The following is a 19,350-nucleotide window of genomic DNA, read 5'->3' as shown; positions in this document are numbered from 1 at the left end:
CTGCATCTGCCCCATTGAAAAGCCCCGGTGCCATCTGGCCCGGGGCTTTTTCATGTCTGACTTACAAACCTCTGTGTTGGTCTACATCTAGTGGCGGTTCAAGGGGCATCGCCTACCAGATATGGATCACTATTGCGCCGCGAGGATTTGACACAGGCGATCCAGTTGGTCCAGATCGCGGTAAGTAATCACCATTTTGCCGCCGTCCTTGCCCGCATGGTTGATGGCCACCGGCATGCGCAAATGGGCTGCCAGATCGCCCTCAAGAGCGCGGGTATCGGCATCCTTATCGCGGCTTTTCTCGGCTTTCGGCTTGGTTTCGCCCGCGTTCTGACGGCGCACCAGCTCCTCGGTCTCACGCACCGACAGATTCTTTTCGATCACCTTGCGCGCCAACTCAACGGCGTTCGGCGCGGTCACCAGAGCACGCGCGTGCCCCGCCGTCAGCTTGCCCTCTTTCAGCCAGGCCTGCACCTGTTCGGGCAGGTTCAGCAGGCGCAGAAGGTTCGCGATATGGCTGCGGCTTTTGTTCAGAGCGTCGGCCAGGCGTTCCTGCGTGTGGCCAAAGCGGTCCATGAGTTGGCGATAGGACGACGCCTCCTCAATCGCATTAAGATCCGAGCGCTGGATGTTTTCGACAATCGCGACCTCAAGAACTTCAGTGTCGCTGAGGTCGCGGACGATGACCGGAACCTCGTGCAGCTGCGCGATCTGGGCTGCGCGCCAACGTCGCTCTCCGGCGACGATCTGATAGAGACCGCGGTCGGTCGGATGCGGGCGCACGATCAGCGGCTGAAGCATGCCCTTCCCGCGCAGCGAATCCGCCAGCTCTTGCAACGCTTCGGGCGCAAAACTGCGGCGCGGCTGGTCTGGGTTCGGGGTAATCTGCTCGACCGGCAGAACCTGGCGGGGGGCCGGACGATCGGACGGAACCAGGTCTACATCCGCCATCAGAGCGGACAGCCCGCGTCCCAGACCACGTTTCTCAGCTTTGTTCTCTGCCATGTTCTGTCCTTCTCAAGCAGTGGCGAGTTGCCGCGCCAGAAACTCTTGCGCCAATTCGCGATAGGCGGCGCTGCCTTTGGAATGCGGGTCGTATTGCAGCACGGGCATTGCGTGCGACGGTGCCTCGGACAGGCGGACGTTGCGCGGAATGACCGTGCGATAGACCAGCCCGGCGAGTGTATTGCGAGCGTCAGCCTCGACCTGCTGCGACAGGTTGTTGCGGCTGTCCGACATGGTCAGCAACACGCCCTCGATCCGCAGATCCGGGTTTGCAGCCTGCCGCACTTCGCGGACCGTCATCAGCAGCTGGGAAAGTCCCTCAAGCGCATAAAACTCGGCCTGCAAGGGCACGAGAATGCTGTTCGCCGCCACCATCGCATTCAGCGTCAGCAGCCCAAGCGCAGGCGGGCAGTCGATCAGAATGAAGTCCAAATCGGGTTTCGAATGGAGCTTCTTCCGCAACAACTGCGTACGATTAGCACGGCTAGATAGTTCAAGGTCAGCGGACGCCAGATCTGGTGTCGACGGCACAATGGACAGATTCTTCACCGGCGTCTCTTGCAGCGCCTCAGTCAGATCATATTCACCTGAGAGCAGGTCATATGCGGTCAGCTTGCGCAACTCGGGCGGAATGCCCAACCCGGTCGAAGCGTTGCCCTGCGGGTCCAGATCAACGATGGCAACCTTGTGGCCAGCCTCTGCAATCGCGGCGCCCAGGTTGATTGCGGTGGTGGTTTTCCCCACCCCACCCTTCTGGTTGGCGATGGCAACGATGCGGGTGTCAGACATGATGGATTCCCGATATTTCCAAGATTGCCGCGTCAGGATCGGTTCTGCTGGGGTGCGATGTAAGATCGAATGCCCAGACCTTCTTCGCCTCTTCCACCTCGGCCTGCCAGCTTCGCCCCTTCATAAGCCACGCCCGACCCGATGGTTCCAGATGCTGGCTCACATATGCCATAAGCAACCCCAAGGGGGCAAGCGCACGCGCGCTGACATTGGCGACATCAAGCCGAGCGACATCCTCGATTCTATCGGCAAGAATCCGGGTGTTTTGCAGGCCAAGTTCGCGCACTGCATTGCGCAAAAAGCTGGCCTTCCGTCGATCACTTTCGATCAATGTGACATCCAGATCGGGCCGTTCAATCGCGATGATCAGCCCCGGAAGCCCTCCACCTGAACCAATATCCAGCCATGATCCGGTGCGTTCAGCGGATAGTTCGACGACCTGAAGGCAATCTTCGACATGACGATGCTCAAAATCCGTCAGCGTCGAGGGTGCAACCAGGTTGATCGCCGGATTCCATTTCCGAACCAGCGCCGCATATTGCGCCAACGCGTCTGTTTCACGTGAAACAAGGCTCATGCCGAGCGCCGCTGGTTCGAACGCAGAACCGCAATCAGCAATGTCAGCGCAGCTGGAGTCATCCCTTCGATTTGCGCGGCCGCCGCCACATTGGCTGGCTTGAACGCCGAAAGCTTTGATTTGAGCTCACCAGAGAGCCCAGCAAGCGCCTGGAAATCAAAATCAACCGGGATCAGCAGCAATTCTTCTTTCCGAAGTTGCTCGGCGTCCCTCGCCTGCCGGTCGGTGTACTGATAATAGAGCGCATCAATCGCCACTTGCTCGATGGCGGCCGGATCGGAAGAGGCAAATTCCATGTCCAGCGCGAGAACTTGCGCACGAGGGATATCCTGCTGTCCCAACAGTGAAAACAGCGACCGGCGTGAACCGTCTTGGCGGACAATCACATTGAGCTTGGCAAGTTCATTCGGCGTGAACGCCGTTTTCTCAGCGAGAGCACGGGCCGCCAAATATCGCCGCATCTTCTCCGAATAGAACTTCTCTCGCTCCTCCCCCACGCAGCCGATATCAATGCCAAGCTGAGTCAGCCGCTGGTCGGCGTTGTCCGCCCGAAGAGACAAACGGAATTCTGCGCGCGAGGTGAACATGCGATAGGGCTCGCTGACACCGCGCGTCACGAGATCATCGATCATCACGCCGATATAGCTTTGCGACCGGCTGAAATGGAGCGGTGCCCTGCCCTGCGCCTTCAGCGCGGCATTCAGCCCTGCTACCAGCCCTTGCGCCGCCGCTTCTTCATAACCGGTCGTGCCGTTGATCTGTCCCGCGAAGAAAAGCCCCTCGGTCGACTTAACCTCCAATGATGGGCTAAGCGCGCTCGGGTCTACATAATCGTACTCCACCGCGTATCCGGGCTGAAGAATCTCAGCCGACTCGAGCCCTTTGATCGAGCGCACATAAGCCTGCTGAATCTCCTCAGGCAGCGACGTCGAGATCCCGTTCGGATAGACGACGTTGCTGCTCAGGCCTTCCGGCTCAAGGAAAATCTGGTGCGAGTCTTTGTCGGCGAAGCGAACAACTTTATCCTCAATGGACGGGCAATACCTCGGTCCGACCCCGCTGATATGGCCGCCATACATCGCTGATCGCGAAAGATTTTCGCGGATGATGTCGTGCGTCTGCCCATTCGTATACGTGATCCCGCAGCTGATTTGTTCAACAGCAGGTGTTTGATTCAAATAGGAAAACAACACGGGGTGCTCGTCCCCCGGCTGCTGCTCCAGCATATCCCAATCAATCGAATCTCGGCTCAGACGCGGGGGCGTTCCCGTCTTCAGCCGGCCCAATGGAAGGTCGAGTTGACGCAGCGAAACTGCAAGACGCTCGGACGCGGGATTGCCCCAACGGCCTGCTTGGCGGGACACGTCTCCGATATGAATCACGCCATTCAGGAACGTGCCGGTGGTCAGAACGACCTGACGGGAGATCAGCTGCTGACCATCGGCCAGAACGACGCCACGTACCTGACTTCCGTCAAACATCAGTTCAGCGGCTTCGCCCAGCACAACCGTCAGATTCTGCTGTTCGTTCACCGCCTTACCTGCCGCAGCCCGATAGAGCGCGCGATCTGACTGTGCCCGCGGACCTTGTACTGCAGGTCCCTTGCGCCGATTGAGAAGGCGGAATTGGATGCCCGCAGCGTCCGCCAATCGACCCATGACTCCGTCCAGCGCGTCGATCTCTCGCACCAGATGACCCTTACCCAGCCCCCCGATTGCCGGATTACAGGACATCGTTCCAAGATCATCAACGCTCAGCGTCACCAGAGCGGTGTTGGCGCCCATCCGTGCGGAGGCCATTGCGGCCTCGACGCCAGCATGGCCTCCCCCGATCACGACGACATCAAATTGTTTCACGTGAAACCCTACTTTCCGATGCAGAACGACAGAAAAATCTCGTCCAGATAGTTCTCGGCTTCGATCCGACCGATCATCACTTCCAGCGCCTGATTTGCCTGCCTGATCCGCTCGGCCAGGAACTCAGGAGCCATTCCCTCTTCAAGCTGCAGCGCCTGTCTGGCGCGTTCCAGCGCTTCAGCCTGACGTTTATGCGCAACCAATCCGGAATCAGCAGCGCGCTGACGCAGGACATCATAGACCATATCGAGCAGATCCGCGACACCTTCTCCGGTTTTTGCCGAGATCGAAAGGCCGGTCCCTTGCCCCAGATCGGCCTTGGACCGCACGATCAGATCACCTGGGCGCTTAACTTCCTCACTGACTCCGGATTCGGTCAGATGGATCCGCAGATCGGCGTTCTCAGCTCGCTGGCGGGCGCGCTCGACCCCCATCATCTCGACCTTGTCATTGCTTTCCCGCAGGCCTGCCGTATCAAGGAACGTCACCGGCAGCCCGCGCAGATCAGTGCGCAGCTCCAGCACGTCCCGAGTGGTGCCTGCAATATCGGAGACCAAAGCGACCTCCCGCTTGGCGATTTGGTTCAGAAGCGTCGATTTTCCGGCATTGGGCTTACCGATAATCGCCACTTCATAGCCTTCACGCAGGCGTTCCGTAGCCGGAAAACTGGCCAGAAGCTGGGAAATTTCAGCCGAGATCTCCTGCGCAATCTCAAAGACTTCTTGCGGAACCTCTTCCGGAACCTCTTCATCTGCGAAATCGATGCTGGCTTCGATCAATGCCCCTGCGCGGATCAACCGGGCACGCAAGGCATCAACAACCTGGCCCAGCTCCCCTTCAGCGTTGCGGATGGCCAGTTTGCGCTGTGCTTCGGTCTCGGCTGACAGCAGGTCGGCGAAACCTTCGGCCTCGGCCAGATTGATGCGGCCGTTCAGGAACGCCCGACGCGTGAACTCTCCGGCTTCGGCGCGCCGGGCACCACGCGTCAGAAGCGCCTGGGACAGCCGATTGGCAATGACAGGGGCACCGTGAAGGTGAAATTCAGCGACATCTTCGCCGGTGAAGCTGTGATTTTCGTCAAAGCGGATCACCAAAGCGCGGTCAATCAGGTCGTCCCCGTCGCGCAGCGCACGAACATGCGCCACGCGAGGGGCGGAAACGACACCGGCCAGAGATTCCAGAATGGCACGAGCCTCCGGCCCGCTTACGCGGACAACGGATACGCCCCCACGACCGGGAGGCGTCGCCTCGGCAAAGATCGTGTCCAATTCATCCTCCGGTCGCCATCAGGCATTCATGGAATCGAAGAATTCGCCGTTGGTTTTCGTCTGTTTCAGCTTCGAGATCAGGAACTCGATCGCGTCCGTCGTCCCCATCGGGTTCAGAATGCGGCGCAGCAGATAGGTCTTCTGCAGATCCTTCGCATCGACCAGCAGCTCTTCCTTCCGCGTGCCCGACTTGAGGATGTCCATGGCCGGGAAGACGCGCTTGTCGGCGACCTTGCGATCCAGAACAATCTCGCTGTTGCCGGTGCCCTTGAACTCTTCGAAGATCACCTCGTCCATGCGCGAACCGGTGTCGATCAGCGCCGTCGCGATGATGGTCAGCGATCCGCCGCCTTCAATGTTGCGCGCTGCGCCGAAGAAGCGCTTCGGACGCTGCAGGGCGTTCGCATCGACACCACCCGTTAGCACCTTACCCGAGCTTGGCACCACAGTGTTGAAGGCCCTACCAAGTCTGGTGATCGAGTCCAAAAGGATAACTACATCTCGTTTGTGTTCGACCAGACGTTTTGCCTTTTCGATCACCATTTCTGACACAGCAACGTGGCGGCTGGCCGGTTCGTCGAAGGTCGAGGAGACAACCTCACCCTTCACCGAGCGCTGCATGTCGGTAACCTCTTCCGGGCGTTCGTCGATCAGCAGGACGATCAGATAGCATTCCGGGTGGTTGCGCTCGATCGAATGGGCGATGTTCTGCAGCAGGACCGTTTTACCAGTCCGCGGCGGTGCCACGATCAGCGAACGCTGCCCCTTCCCGATCGGCGCGACCAGGTCGATGATGCGGGCTGAGCGGTCCTTGATGGTCGGATCCTCGATCTCCATCTTCAGGCGCTCTTCCGGGTAAAGCGGCGTCAGGTTGTCGAAAGCAACCTTGTGCCGGGCCTTCTCGGGGCTCTCGAAGTTGATCTTCTCGACCTTGGTCAGCGCGAAATAGCGCTCATTCTCGCCCGGGGCGCGGATCACGCCTTCGACGGTGTCGCCGGTCCGCAGCGAGTGCTGGCGGATCATATCGGGGCTGACATAGATGTCATCGGGGCCGGGCAGATAGTTAGCTTCGGTCGAGCGCAGGAAGCCGAAGCCGTCCTGAACGACCTCAAGCACACCATCGCCGCCAATTTCGAACCCTTCCTCGGCATGCTCTTTCAGAAGCGAGAACATCATCTCGCCCTTGCGCATGGTCGAGGCATTCTCGACTTCCCACTCCTCTGCCATCGACAGAAGGTCCGAAGGCGTCTTCGCCTTCAGGTCGGCCAGGTTCAAACGTTCTTCACTCATGGTCGGGTCCATACGGGGCACGTCCCGGCAAAAGCGGGAAATGCGGAAAACTGTAACTGGAAAGACTCCGCCGGACGGCGGGTGCGCCTCAGATAGGGTCAAACCCCCTGGATGTCAATTCTTAGAACTTCACGATCACCGAGAGCACGATCAGCGCCATCAGCAGCGTCGGCAGCTCATTCATCATGCGGTAGCGTCGGCCGGTGGCCCCCTTGCCCTGCAAGAGCAGCTTTCGCTGCCCTGCCAGCCACATGTGGAACCAGGTCATGGCCAGCACCCCTGCGGCCTTGGTCCATGGCCAGACCATGTCCCAACTGACGATACCGGGCGTCATCACCAGCAGAAGGCCCGCGACCCAGGCGGTGATCATGGCGGGGTTCATGATCATCCGCAGAAGCTTGTCTTCCATGATCTCGAAGGACTGCTGCGGCTCTTGCCCCTGTCGCTGGCGTTCGACGTGATAGACGTAGAGTCTCGGCAGATAGAACAGCCCCGCCATCCAGGCGATGACCGCCATAACATGCAGTGATTTCACCCAAGGATAGGCTTGGATCAGGATATCGCTCATGGGCACCTCCGCTGATCTTCCTTCTTAATAAAAGAAAGAAAGATAAAGGATGATGTTGTTATAGGGCCTGTGGGTAAGGGGAAAGAGCGGGCTCAGCGGTATTTCTCCACAGAGGTGCCACATGGGACAAACCGCCGCAGATCCCGTGGGCACATTTCTTTTTCCGATGAAAAACAAATTACTGCCGGTAAATCTGGCTGTGCACAGTCATGTGGATAAGATTTTCGGCCCACAGGCTGTGCATGAAACCGCACGAGTTTTGGACATGTGGATGAGCTGTTCATGTTCGTCTTATGTTCAGCCCGCTTATCCACGCGCCCCAAGCGGGGTCGGTTTTCAAGGTGATTCCTCCCATGATTCCCTGACAAGTTTTCCACAGGGTTACCCGCAGCCCCTGACTGAACCGGCAAGGATTTCGGGTGGAAGCGGCGGGCAGGTCGAATTCCGGCATGGGTATGTCGCATTTGGCGGATCGCGACAGGCCGATCAGGTGCAATGCTTGAGGAAAGCCAAGCCATCGCGTCAATGGAGTCGCGCCATGTTGAACTCAGCCGAGATCTTCACCCAAATCTCTAACCGCGCCAAGAATTTCTCGCTCAGCCAGGATCTTTACTGCGATCCGGGGGTGTTTCAGGCCGATCTTGAGAACATCTGGTACAAGGAATGGGTCTTTGCCATTCCCACCTGCGACATCCCGAAGACGGGCAATCACGCGACGCTGCAGATCGGCGAATACCCGATCGTGATCGTGCGGGGCGGCGACGGCCAGATCCGAGCCTTCCACAACGTCTGCCGCCACCGCGGCCAGCGGCTGTGCCCCAAGCAGAACGGCTCGTCGCCAAAACTGGTCTGCCCCTATCACCAGTGGACCTATGATCTTGACGGCAAATTGCTGTTCGCCCGCGACATGGGACCGGATTTCGACCCGTCGAAATACAGCCTGAAGCCCGTGCATGTGCGCACCAATGGCGGTCTGGTCTATGTCTGTCTGGCCGACACGCCGCCGGAATTCGACAGCTTTGGCGGGTTCCTTGACGATTACGTCGGGGCTTCGGACCTCTCGAACTCGAAGGTCGCCTTCAGTTCGACCATCGTCGAGAACGGCAACTGGAAGCTGGTGATCGAAAACAACCGCGAATGCTATCACTGTGGTGGCTCACACCCGTCGCTGTGCCGCAGCTATTCGGACAACCCGCTGATGACGGTGATGGAAGGGCCGAATGCCGCCTCGCCCGAGATTCTGGCGCATTGGAACCGTTGCGATGCCGCGAACCTGCCCGCGCGCTTCGTGAATGAGCCCGGCATGCAGTGGCGTTTTGCCCGCGTGCCGCTGCTCAACAACGCCGAAAGCTTCACCATGTCGACCAAGGTCGCCGTCAATCGGCGCATGGGCACGATCCCGTGGAACGACGCGGGCAGCCTGATGCTGTATCACTTCCCCTCGACCTGGAACCACTTCCTGCCCGATCACGCCATCGTCTTCCGCCTGCTGCCGATCTCGCCCACGGAAACTGAGGTGACGTCGAAATGGCTGGTCCACAAGGACGCGGTTGAAGGTCAGGATTACGACCTGAAGGCGCTGACCGAGGTCTGGCTGAACACCAATGACGAAGACCGCCGCGTGGTCGAGGAAAACCAGAAGGGCATCCTGTCGCCCGCCTATGAGCCGGGCCCCTATTCGCCCAGCCAGGAAGAGGGCGTGATCCATTTCGTCGACTGGTACTGCAACCTGATGGCCGACCGTCTGTCGCCACGTCCGGCAATGGCGGCTGAATAATGGGGTCTCCGGCCAAGGCATTCGGCGAAGCGCCGTGGAAAGACAGTGAGCCCTTGGAATGTGCAATGGTGGTGCCCGAGACCGAGGACACCGCCACCTTCACCTTCCGCGCACCTTCGGGGGCCTGGTTCAACTTCCAACCGGGTCAGTTCATCACGCTGGACCTGCCGGTTCCGGGCGGAAACGTGCAGCGCACCTATACGATTTCCTCCAGCCCCTCGCGACCGCTGTCGATCTCGGTGACGGTCAAGGCCCAGCCGGGCAGCGCGGGCGGGCGCTGGATGATTGATCACCTGCGGCCGGGGATGTCGCTGAAGGCCTATGGGCCTTCGGGGATTTTCACGACGCAATGCACGCCCGACAAGAAATACCTGTTCATCTCGGCCGGGTCGGGCATCACGCCGGTCATGTCGATGACCACCTGGGCCTGGGATTCGGGCGAAATGCCCGACATCGCCTTTGTCCATGCCGCCCGCACGCCCAGCGACATCATCTTCCGCCGCAATCTTGAGGGGATGGCGGACCGCGTCCCCGGTCTCAAGCTGCATTTCACGGTCGAAGAGGTTGATCCCTTCAAGGCCTGGCACGGCTATCGCGGGCGTCTGAACCAGATCATGCTGGGCCTGATGGCCTCGGACTATCTGGAGCGCGAGGTCTATTGCTGCGGCCCCGAGCCCTTCATGCAGGCCGTGCGCGACATGCTGGTGGCGCTTGGCTATGACATGGACCGCTATCATCAGGAAAGCTTCGGTGCACCCGTACGGACCGAGGCCGATGCCCCGGTTCTGGACGATGTCATCCCCGATGAAAGCACCAGCGCGCAGATCACCTTCGAAAGCTCGGGCGTGACGGCGAAATGCACCCAGACCGACACGGTGCTGTCGGTGGCGCGCTCGAACGGGCTGAATATCCCCTCGGGTTGCACCTTTGGCCTGTGCGGCACCTGCCGGATCAAGAAGACCTCGGGCGAGGTGCATATGGTCCATAACGGCGGCATCTCGGACGAGGATATCGAGGACGGCTATATTCTGGCGTGCTGTTCGCATCCGATCGGACAGGTCACGGTCGAGGTCTGACTCCTCTCCCGGCGGCTTCGGCTGCCGGGATCGACTGCTGGCGCGAGCCGATTAGCAATCTGAAACATATCGGTTTTTCTGCGCTGCGGCTTGACAGGGGGGAAGGGCCCGCCTCATGCTTGAGTCGTACCTATCTCTTTGACAGGCAACAGGAGGCCACGATGAACATCGACCTCTCACGGCGCGGGTTCCTTAGACTTGCGGGTGCGGGTGTCGCGGCAACATCGCTGGGGGCCATGGGCTTCGGCGATGCACAGGCAGCAGAAGAGGCGCATGTCCGACCCTTCAAGCTGGCCACCACGACCGAGACACGAAACACCTGCCCCTACTGCTCTGTTGCCTGCGGCGTGATCATGTATTCGCGCGGCGATGCGAAAGCCGGCGACAAGGCGCAGATCCTGCATATCGAGGGCGACGCCGATCACCCGACGAACCGCGGCACGCTGTGCCCGAAGGGCGCGGCGCTGAAGGATTTCGTCAATGCCGAGACGCGCCTGACCCGGCCGCGCTACCGCGCCGCTGGCGGAACCGAATGGCAGGACATCTCCTGGGACGACGCGCTGACCAAGATCGCGCGCGCGCTCAAGGATGACCGCGACGCCAATTTCGTCGCGCAGAACGAGGCCGGGACCACCGTCAACCGCTGGCTGACGACGGGCTTCCTTGCTGCCTCCGCAACGACGAACGAGACCGCGTGGCTGACCTACAAGGTCGTTCGCAGCATGGGAATTCTGGGATTCGATAACCAGGCGCGCGTCTGACACGGCCCCACGGTGTCCAGTTTGGGCCCGACATTTGGCCGTGGAGCGATGACCAACTCCTGGACCGATATCAAGAACACCGATCTGGTGATCGTCATGGGCGGCAACGCCGCTGAAGCCCATCCTTGCGGCTTCAAATGGGTGACCGAGGCGAAGGCGCATCGTGGCGCCAAGCTGATCGTGGTCGACCCGCGCTTTACCCGCACGGCGGCGGTCTCGGATTACTACGCCCCGATCCGTCCGGGTTCGGACATTGTCTTCCTGATGGCGATGATCCGCTGGATGATCGAGAACGACAAAGTCCAGTGGGACTATGTCAAGAACTACACCAACGCCGCCTATATCGTGAAGGATGAGTTCGGTTGGTCCGACGGCCTGTTCACCGGCTATGACGAGGAAAAGCGGGACTATGACAAGTCCAGCTGGGATTACGTCATCGGCCCGGACGGCTTTGCCGAGGTCGACATGACGCTGCAGCACCCGCGCTGCGTCTGGAACCTGCTGAAAGAGCATGTCTCGCGCTATACGCCCGAGCTGGTCGAGCAGGTCTGCGGCACGCCCAGGGACCGGTTCCTGCACATCGCCGAGATGATCGGCGAATGTTCCTCGCCGACCAAGACCATGACCTCGATGTATGCGCTTGGCTGGACCCAGCACTCGAAAGGCTCGCAGAACATCCGTGGCATGGCCATGCTGCAGCTGATCCTGGGCAATATAGGCGTCCGGGGTGGCGGGATGAACGCCTTGCGCGGCCATTCCAACATTCAGGGCCTGACCGATATCGGGCTGATGTCGAACCTGATCCCCGGCTATCTGGCCATCCCCAGCGAGAAAGAGGTCGATTTCACGACCTACATGTCCTCGCGCGGGAACAAGCCCCTGCGGCCGGGCCAGACCAGCTATTGGCAGAACTATCCGAAGTTCATGGTCTCGTTCATGAAAGCCATGTGGGGCGACAGCGCCACGGCAGACAACGACTGGGCCTATGACTATCTGCCCAAGCTCGATGTCGCGAACTATGACATCCTGCGCATGTTCGAGATGATGAACAACGGGCAGGTGAACCTCTACTTCTGTCAGGGCTTCAACCCGCTACTGTCCTTCCCCAACCGGGCGAAGGTCACGGCGGCGCTTTCGAAGCTGAAGATGCTGGTCGTCATGGACCCGCTGGAGACCGAGACCGCGCATTTCTGGCAAAATCACGGGATCCACAACCCGGTCGACTCGGCCGCCATCCAGACCGAGGTGCTGGAGCTGCCGTCGTCCTGCTTTGCTGAGGATGAGGGTGCGCTGGTCAACTCGGGCCGGTGGCTGCAATGGCACTGGGCAGCGGGCGCGCCTCCGGGTGAGGCGATGCATGACACCTGGATCATGGCGCAGATCTTCCTGAAGGTACGAGAGCTTTATCGCACCGAAGGCGGGGCCTATGCCGACCCGATCCTGAACCTGAGCTGGGACTATGCCGACGAAAACGAGCCGACGCCCGCAGAGCTGGCGATGGAGTTGAACGGTCGTGCGCTGGAGGACGTCTATGATCCGAAAGATCCGACCAAGCTGATCGTCGCCAAGGGCAAGCAGCTTCTGAACTTCAGTCAGGTTCAGGGCGACGGCTCGACCATGTCCGCCTGCTGGATCTATGGCGGCTGCTGGAACGAAGACGGCAACAACATGGCCCGTCGGGACAACAACGACCCCGATGAGACCGGGGCCTTCTCGAACTGGGCGTTCTCCTGGCCGCTGAACCGGCGGATCCTCTATAACCGGGCCTCTGCCGACCTGCATGGCAAGCCCTGGGACCCGTCGCGCAAGCTGCTGGAATGGAACGGCGAGAAATGGACGGGCTATGACGTGCCCGACATCTCTCCGACCGCGAAGCCCGAGGAGGTGATGCCCTTCATCATGAACGGTGAAGGCGTGTCGCGGCTGTTCTCGCGCGGTCTCATGCGGGACGGGCCCTTCCCGACCCATATGGAGCCGTTCGAAAGCCCCATCGCCAACGTCTTCAACGCCGAACTGCGCGGCAACCCCGTGGCGCGGGTGTTCAAGGACGATTTCGAGCAATTTGGCACGTCCGAGGAATTCCCGATCGTCGCCACCTCCTACAGGTTGACCGAGCATTTCCACTTCTGGACCAAGCACAACAAGATCAACGCCTCGCTTCAGCCCGAATTCTTCGTCGAGATCAGCGAACAGCTGGCCGCCGAGCGCGGGATCAAGAAGGGCGGCTGGGTGCGGGTCTGGTCCAAGCGCGGCGCGGTCTATGCCAAGGCGCTGGTGACCAAGCGGCTGAAGCCGATGCAATGCGGCGACCAGCTGGTCCATGTCATCGGCGTGCCCCTGCACTGGGGCTTCATGGGGGCCGCGCGCAAGGGCTGGGGGCCGAACAGCATGACGCCCTTTGTCGGTGATGCGAACGTGGAAACGCCGGAATTCAAGGCGTTCCTCGTCAATATCGAACCCTCGACAGGAGAGGCCGTGTCATGACCACAGACCCGAACCTCGACAGCCCGCGGACGGCGGTCTCGAACCCGCCGGTCCAGCCGATGCCTGCAAACCTTGGCGCAGGCGATGTCGTCCGCGCCTCGGCCATGCCGGATCTGCCCGCGCCCGAACGGCAGCTGACCAAGGTCGCCAAACTGATCGACGTCAGCAAATGCATCGGCTGCAAGGCCTGCCAATCGGCCTGCGCCGAATGGAACGACACGACGCCGCCCATCGAACATAACGTCGGCGTCTATGAGAACCCCTCGGACCTTGGGCCCGAGATGTTCACCCTGATGCGCTTTGCCGAATACGAAAACCCGGAAACGGGCAATTTCGAATGGCTGATCCGCAAGGACGGCTGCATGCATTGCGAGGACCCGGGCTGTCTGAAGGCCTGCCCGGCCCCCGGCGCCATCGTGCAATATTCGAACGGCATCGTCGATTTCATCCACGAAAACTGCATCGGCTGCGGCTATTGCATCTCGGGCTGTCCGTTCGACATTCCGCGCGTCTCGAAGGTCGATCACAAGTCCTACAAATGCACGCTTTGCTCGGATCGTGTGGCGGTGGGTCAGGGTCCGGCCTGCGCCAAGGCCTGCCCCACGCAAGCCATCGTCTTCGGCACCAAAGAGGACATGATCACCCACGCCAATGCCCGGGTCGAGGATCTGAAGTCGCGCGGTTACGAAAACGCCGGCATCTATGACCCTGCGGGTGTGGGCGGCACGCATGTCTTCTATGTGCTGCAGCACGCCGATCAGCCGAACCTCTATTCCAACCTGCCCGAGGATCCGAAGATTTCGGGCGTCGTGCAGGGCTGGAAGGGCCCGACCAAGACCGTAGGTCTGGCGGCAATCGGTCTGGCGGCGGTGGGCACGCTGCTGCACGGCCTTCTGGGTCGCGCCAACCGCGTCTCGGCCGAGGATGAGGTGCTGGCCGAAGAACTGGTCGAGACCGAACAGGCCCAACCCCAGCCGCGGGAGGACGTGTGATGACCCGTCGAACGCAGTTTTCCGAAAGCGGCGACCATATCGAGACCATCGATCCGGTCGTCGTCAGCCGCTATCGCGGCTTCACCCGCGCCAATCACTGGGTGACCGCGATCAGCCTGATCCTGCTGCTGCTCTCGGGCCTCGCCTTCTTCAGCCCCTCGCTTTACTTCCTGACGGGGCTGTTCGGCGGTGGCCAGACCGCGCGCTGGCTGCATCCGATCATCGGCGTGGTGCTGTTCTTCAGCTTCCTGCTGCTGTTCGTGCAGCTTTGGCGGCTGAACCTGCCCCGCCCCGAGGACGCGACTTGGGTCGGCAACATCGGAGAGCTGATCCGGGGCGAGGAAGAAAAGCTGCCCGAGCTTGGCAAGTACAATGCCGGGCAGAAGCTGATCTTCTGGGGCATGGCCGGGCTGATCGTCGTGCTGATTGGCAGCGGCATCATGATCTGGGAACAGTATTTCCCCGATCTGGTATCGATCCCGGTGCGCAGGGTGGCGCTGCTGATCCACTCGATCGCGGCGGTGCTGATAATCCTGCTGTTCATCCTGCATGTTTATGCGGCAATCTGGACCCGAGGAACGATCAGGGCGATGACACGGGGAAGCGTCACCGGCGGCTGGGCCTACAAGCACCACCGCAAATGGCTGCGAGAGCTGGCCGAGCGCAAACCCACCGACCCTGCAGAGTAACATCGGCCTGACTTGTGGCCGGTCGGCCCGAGAGGAAAGATGACGATCGAACTGAAGCCCGACCCCTCGATGATCGGCGGCATTGCCAAGGTGCCGCTGGTCCGCCTGCCCGATCCGGTGGCGCTGTTCCGGACCCGCGCCGAACGGTTCCGCTTTCTGGCCGGGCACAGCGCCAATCTGGCCCCCTATCTGCATTTTCTGGCCGCGATCTGCGACGCTCAGGCGCGGGTGGCGCAGGATCTGGGCCCCCCCTCCCCGTTGGAACCCGCCTGGATCGAGACTGCGCGCGCCAGCCGCATGCCCCCCATCGACCGCGCCCGGCTGAAGCCCGATCTGGGCCGCGCGCTGGACCTGCTCCTGAAGCAGGTGGCCGACATCGACATGCCCGCGCCCTCTCGCGCGGCGTTGGAGGCTGTGGTGGCGGCGAACGCCTCCGACCGCGACTGGCTGCTGGGCAATGTGCTGGCCGATCAGATCCCCGAGGACAGCGTCGCCCCGCACATGTTCGTCGCGGCGGCGGTGCAGGTCCATGCCGCGCTGCTGGCCGCCACGCTGGACCCCGAAAAGCTGGTCCCCATCCGCACCGGTGTCTGCCCGGCCTGCGGCGGACGCCCCGTCGCCTCGATGGTCACCGAAAACATCGGGGCCGAGGGCGCGCGCTACGCCTCTTGCGCCTGTTGCCAGACGCTGTGGAACGAGGTGCGTGTCAAATGCCTTTGCTGCGGCAAGAACGGCAAGATCAGCCATCGCTCGGTCGAGGCCGAGGACGCGATCATCAAGGCCGAGCTTTGCGGCGACTGCGGCCATTGGGTCAAGCTGATGTATCAGAACCGCAATGCCACCATCGAACCGGTGGCCGATGACGTCGCCAGCCTTGGCCTTGACCTGAAGATGCGCGAAACCGAATGGACGCGTGGGGGCTTCAATCCGTTCCTGATGGGGTTCTGATGGCGGCTGACCTGCGCAATCTGCCCGGCGTCGACCGGCTGCTTCAGCAGGCGGGCGGTCTGATTGCGGAGCATGGGCATCCGGTCGTGGCGACGGCCATTCGGGCGCATCTGGCCCAGTTGCGCGCCGCACCCCCCGACCCTCTGCCGCAGGCCGACGCCATTCTGGAGGCGGTCGCGCAGGATCTGGCGCGGGCCGGTCGCTCGGGTCTCCGGCCGATCCTGAACCTGACGGGCACGATCCTGCACACCAACCTTGGCCGCGCGATCCTGCCCGAACAGGCCATCGCGGCGGCCGTGGACGCCATGCGAGCCCCGGCGGCGCTGGAATATGATCTGGCCAGCGGCGGTCGCGGCCAGCGCGACGACCATCTGCGCGGCCTTCTCTGCGAACTGACCGGGGCCGAGGACGCCACGATCGTCAACAACAACGCCGCCGCCGTCCTGATTGCGCTGAATACGCTGGGTCAGGGGCGCGAGGCCGTGGTTTCTCGCGGGGAGCTGATCGAGATTGGCGGTGCCTTCCGCATCCCCGACATCATGCAGCAGGCCGGCGTCCACCTGCGCGAGGTGGGGACGACCAACCGTACGCATCTGCGCGACTACACGCAGGCGATTGGCGAAAACACCGCGCTTCTGATGAAAGTCCACCCCTCGAACTACCGAATTGAGGGCTTCACAGCCGAGGTGCCCGCGCAGGAACTGGCGCAGGTCGCGCGGCAGGCAGGCGTGGCGCTGGTCAACGATCTGGGCTCGGGCTCGCTGATCGACCTTGCCCCCTACGGGCTGGGGGATGAGCCGACGGTGGCGCGGGCCGTGGCCGATGGCGCGGACCTTGTGACCTTCTCGGGCGACAAGCTGCTGGGCGGGCCGCAGGCGGGGTTCATCGTCGGTCGGCGCGACCTGATCGCCCAGATCAACCGCAATCCGCTGAAACGCGCGCTGCGGCTGGACAAGATCCGCCTTGCTGCGGCCGAGGTCGTGCTGCGCCTTTACCGCGACCCCCAGCGGCTGGCCGAACGCCTGCCGACGCTGCGCCTGCTGGCCCGCCCGCAGGACGAGATCGCGCTTCAGGCCCAGCGTCTGGCCCCGCAGGTGGCCCGGCTTCTGGGCTGTGAGGTGCGGGTGGTCCCCTGTACCAGCCAGCCGGGATCGGGTGCCCTGCCCGGCCATACCTTGGCCAGCGCGGGGCTTGCACTCTCGCCCCAGCCCGAGGCGCTGGCCGCCCGGCTGCGCGCGCTCAGCACCCCCATCATTGGCCGCATCCATGACGGCGCGCTGGTGCTGGACCTGCGCTGCCTGCCCGATGACGCGGCGCTGATCGCCGCCCTTTCCGCATGATCGTCGGCACGGCGGGTCATATCGACCACGGCAAGACGACGCTGGTGAAGGCGCTGACCGGCACGGATGGCGACCGTCTGGCCGAGGAAAAGGCGCGCGGCATCACCATCGAACTGGGCTTTGCCTATGCCGATCTGGGCGCGGGTGCGACGACCGGCTTTGTCGATGTGCCGGGGCATGAGAAATTCGTCCACACCATGCTGGCGGGCGCGGGTGGGATCGATCTGGCCCTGCTGGTCATCGCCGCCGATGACGGGATCATGCCGCAAACGCGCGAGCATCTGGCCATTCTGGACCTTCTGGGCATCAAAAACGGCATTGTCGCGCTGACGAAATGCGATCTGGCGGATGAGGCGCGCATCGAGGATCTGCGCCTTCAGATCGCCGATCTTCTGGCCCCGACAGGGCTGGCTGGGTCACCGGTTGTCACGGTCTCGACCCTGACCGGGGCGGGTGTGCCCGATCTGCGCCAGATGCTGGCCGAGGCCGAGCGGAACATGCAGGCCTGCGCCGCCTCGGGGCGGTTCCGCATGGTGATCGACCGCTCATTCACGCTTGCGGGGGCCGGAACGGTGGTGACCGGCACGGTCGTTTCCGGCGCGGTCGCCGTGGGTGATCAGGTTCTGGTCAGCCCCGGCGGACTTTCAGCCCGCGTGCGCGGCATCCATGCGCAGAACCACAAAAGCCAGCAGGGCGTGGCCGGGCAGCGCTGTGCCCTGAACCTCAGCGGCGACGGGGTGACGCGCGAGGCGATCTCTCGCGGGGATGTTGCGCTGGAGCCGCAACTACATGCGCCGACTGACCGGCTGGATGTCGAGCTGAGCGCCCTTCCCTCCGAGCCGCGGGCGCTGGGCACATGGTTCCCCGCCCGCCTTCATCTGGGCGCGGTCGAGGTCGGCGCGCGCATCGTTCCCTTACAAGGCGATCTACAACCGGGCGGCCAATCAATCGCACAACTTGTTTTGGATCGTCAAATTGAAACAAGATATAGTGATCGTTTCATCCTCCGCGATGTCTCGGCCCGCCGCACCATCGGCGGTGGCCGGGTGCTGGACTTGCACCCGCCCGCGCGAAAGCGCGCGCGACCCGAGCGTTTGGAGGTGCTGGCGGCGCTGCAGCTGCCCGACCCGGCCCGCGCGCTGGCGGCATTGGCGGAAAGCCCGCTGGGCGTCGTCGATCTGCAGCAATTCACCATCGACCGCGCCCTGACGGCGGAGGCACTTCAGCAGGCCGTGGCCGCAGCAGGACTGGTCGTCCTTGACGCGCGCCACGGGCTTTCGCCCAGGCGAAACCGTGCCCTGCGGGATGAGCTTCTGGCGCAGCTCGAAGCCTTCCATCAAGAAAACCCCGATCTGCAGGGCATCGGACGCGAACGCATGCGCCTGCAACTGCAGCCCCGCCTGCCGAAGGACGCCTTTCTGGCGCTGCTGCGCGATGAGGTGACGGCGGGTCGTCTGGCGCTCGACGGGGCGTTTCTGCGCCTGCCCGGTCACCAGCCGCGCCTCTCGCCGCAGGATGAGGCGATCTATGCGCAGATCGCCCCGCAGCTTCTGGGCGAGGGCCGCTTCCGCCCGCCGCGCGTGCGCGATTTCGCCCAAGCGCTGGGCGTTGATGAGGTCGAGGTCCGCCGCATCCTGCGCATGGCCGCCCGTCAAGGCCGCGTCGACCAGATCGCGCATGACCATTTCTTCGACCGGGCCACCACCGCCGAGATGGCGGACATCGTCATTGACGTGGCCGCCGGGTCTCCGGACGGCTGGTTTACCGCCCCCGCCTTCCGCGACAGGGTGCAAAATGGTCGCAAGGTGGCCATCGAGATTCTGGATTTCTTCGATCGCAATGGTCTAACCTTGCGACGCGGCGATCTTCGGCGCATCAACCCTCATCGAATCGACCTGTTCGCCAAGGACGGGACAGTGGGATGAGTGGG

At 62.2% G+C, this 19,350-nt stretch carries 16 protein-coding genes; 9 read left to right on the top strand and 7 right to left on the bottom strand.

Features of this window, described 5'->3' with window-relative positions:
- Positions 1–129: 129 nt before the first annotated feature.
- From IQ24_RS12675 to IQ24_RS12645, 7 genes are all read right to left on the bottom strand, one after another.
- Positions 130–1,005 (bottom strand): ParB/RepB/Spo0J family partition protein, encoded by an 876-nt coding sequence (locus IQ24_RS12675; RefSeq protein ID WP_145398369.1) that lies wholly within the window; start codon positions 1,003–1,005, stop codon positions 130–132.
- Positions 1,006–1,017: 12 nt separating this feature from the next.
- On the bottom strand, positions 1,018–1,794 hold the full coding sequence (locus IQ24_RS12670) for a ParA family protein (protein WP_145398367.1): 777 nt from the start codon (positions 1,792–1,794) through the stop codon (positions 1,018–1,020).
- Positions 1,787–2,371 (bottom strand): 16S rRNA (guanine(527)-N(7))-methyltransferase RsmG, encoded by a 585-nt coding sequence (gene rsmG / locus IQ24_RS12665; protein ID WP_145398365.1) that lies wholly within the window; start codon positions 2,369–2,371, stop codon positions 1,787–1,789. The genes IQ24_RS12670 and rsmG overlap by 8 nt, the downstream gene beginning before the upstream one ends.
- Complete coding sequence (mnmG, locus tag IQ24_RS12660; protein WP_145398363.1) at positions 2,368–4,227, bottom strand: tRNA uridine-5-carboxymethylaminomethyl(34) synthesis enzyme MnmG; 1,860 nt, start codon at positions 4,225–4,227, stop codon at positions 2,368–2,370. Before mnmG ends, rsmG begins: the two co-directional genes overlap by 4 nt.
- An 8-nt stretch (positions 4,228–4,235) precedes the next feature.
- Positions 4,236–5,495, bottom strand: coding sequence for a tRNA uridine-5-carboxymethylaminomethyl(34) synthesis GTPase MnmE (mnmE, locus tag IQ24_RS12655; protein ID WP_145398361.1), 1,260 nt, complete (start codon positions 5,493–5,495; stop codon positions 4,236–4,238).
- An 18-nt stretch (positions 5,496–5,513) separates the two neighbouring features.
- Complete coding sequence (rho, locus tag IQ24_RS12650; RefSeq protein ID WP_145398360.1) at positions 5,514–6,785, bottom strand: transcription termination factor Rho; 1,272 nt, start codon at positions 6,783–6,785, stop codon at positions 5,514–5,516.
- 121 nt (positions 6,786–6,906) lie between these two features.
- Positions 6,907–7,353: a CopD family protein gene (locus IQ24_RS12645; RefSeq protein WP_145398358.1), complete on the bottom strand. Its 447-nt coding sequence runs from the start codon at positions 7,351–7,353 to the stop codon at positions 6,907–6,909.
- Between the two features lie 538 nt (positions 7,354–7,891).
- On the opposite strand from IQ24_RS12645, the gene IQ24_RS12640 reads away from it, so the two are divergent.
- From IQ24_RS12640 to selB, 9 genes are all read left to right on the top strand, one after another.
- A complete protein-coding gene (locus tag IQ24_RS12640) occupies positions 7,892–9,130 on the top strand; it encodes an aromatic ring-hydroxylating oxygenase subunit alpha (RefSeq protein ID WP_145398356.1) in 1,239 nt (412 codons plus the stop codon).
- Entirely contained in the window at positions 9,130–10,206 is a 1,077-nt protein-coding gene (locus IQ24_RS12635; RefSeq protein ID WP_145398354.1) for an FAD-binding oxidoreductase, read from the top strand. The genes IQ24_RS12640 and IQ24_RS12635 overlap by 1 nt, the downstream gene beginning before the upstream one ends.
- 161 nt (positions 10,207–10,367) lie before the next feature.
- Positions 10,368–10,967 carry a twin-arginine translocation signal domain-containing protein gene (locus IQ24_RS20635; RefSeq protein WP_199756561.1) on the top strand — a complete coding sequence of 200 codons (600 nt, stop codon included), beginning with the start codon at positions 10,368–10,370 and terminating at the stop codon, positions 10,965–10,967.
- Positions 10,968–10,979: 12 nt separating this feature from the next.
- Entirely contained in the window at positions 10,980–13,451 is a 2,472-nt protein-coding gene (gene fdnG / locus IQ24_RS12630; protein WP_199756560.1) for a formate dehydrogenase-N subunit alpha, read from the top strand.
- A complete protein-coding gene (gene fdxH, locus IQ24_RS12625; protein WP_145398351.1) occupies positions 13,448–14,443 on the top strand; it encodes a formate dehydrogenase subunit beta in 996 nt (331 codons plus the stop codon). Before fdnG ends, fdxH begins: the two co-directional genes overlap by 4 nt.
- Positions 14,443–15,132 carry a formate dehydrogenase subunit gamma gene (locus IQ24_RS12620; protein WP_145398349.1) on the top strand — a complete coding sequence of 230 codons (690 nt, stop codon included), beginning with the start codon at positions 14,443–14,445 and terminating at the stop codon, positions 15,130–15,132. The genes fdxH and IQ24_RS12620 overlap by 1 nt, the downstream gene beginning before the upstream one ends.
- A gap of 39 nt (positions 15,133–15,171) precedes the next feature.
- Positions 15,172–16,080 carry a formate dehydrogenase accessory protein FdhE gene (fdhE, locus tag IQ24_RS12615; RefSeq protein ID WP_145398347.1) on the top strand — a complete coding sequence of 303 codons (909 nt, stop codon included), beginning with the start codon at positions 15,172–15,174 and terminating at the stop codon, positions 16,078–16,080.
- Entirely contained in the window at positions 16,080–17,420 is a 1,341-nt protein-coding gene (selA, locus tag IQ24_RS12610) for an L-seryl-tRNA(Sec) selenium transferase (protein WP_145398345.1), read from the top strand. Before fdhE ends, selA begins: the two co-directional genes overlap by 1 nt.
- On the top strand, positions 17,417–19,345 hold the full coding sequence (selB, locus tag IQ24_RS12605) for a selenocysteine-specific translation elongation factor (protein ID WP_145398343.1): 1,929 nt from the start codon (positions 17,417–17,419) through the stop codon (positions 19,343–19,345). The genes selA and selB overlap by 4 nt, the downstream gene beginning before the upstream one ends.
- Positions 19,346–19,350: the final 5 nt, after the last annotated feature.

The organism is Paracoccus sulfuroxidans, from assembly GCF_007830335.1.
Lineage (GTDB): Bacteria > Pseudomonadota > Alphaproteobacteria > Rhodobacterales > Rhodobacteraceae > Paracoccus > Paracoccus sulfuroxidans.
This window is presented reverse-complemented; position numbering and strand designations above follow the sequence as displayed.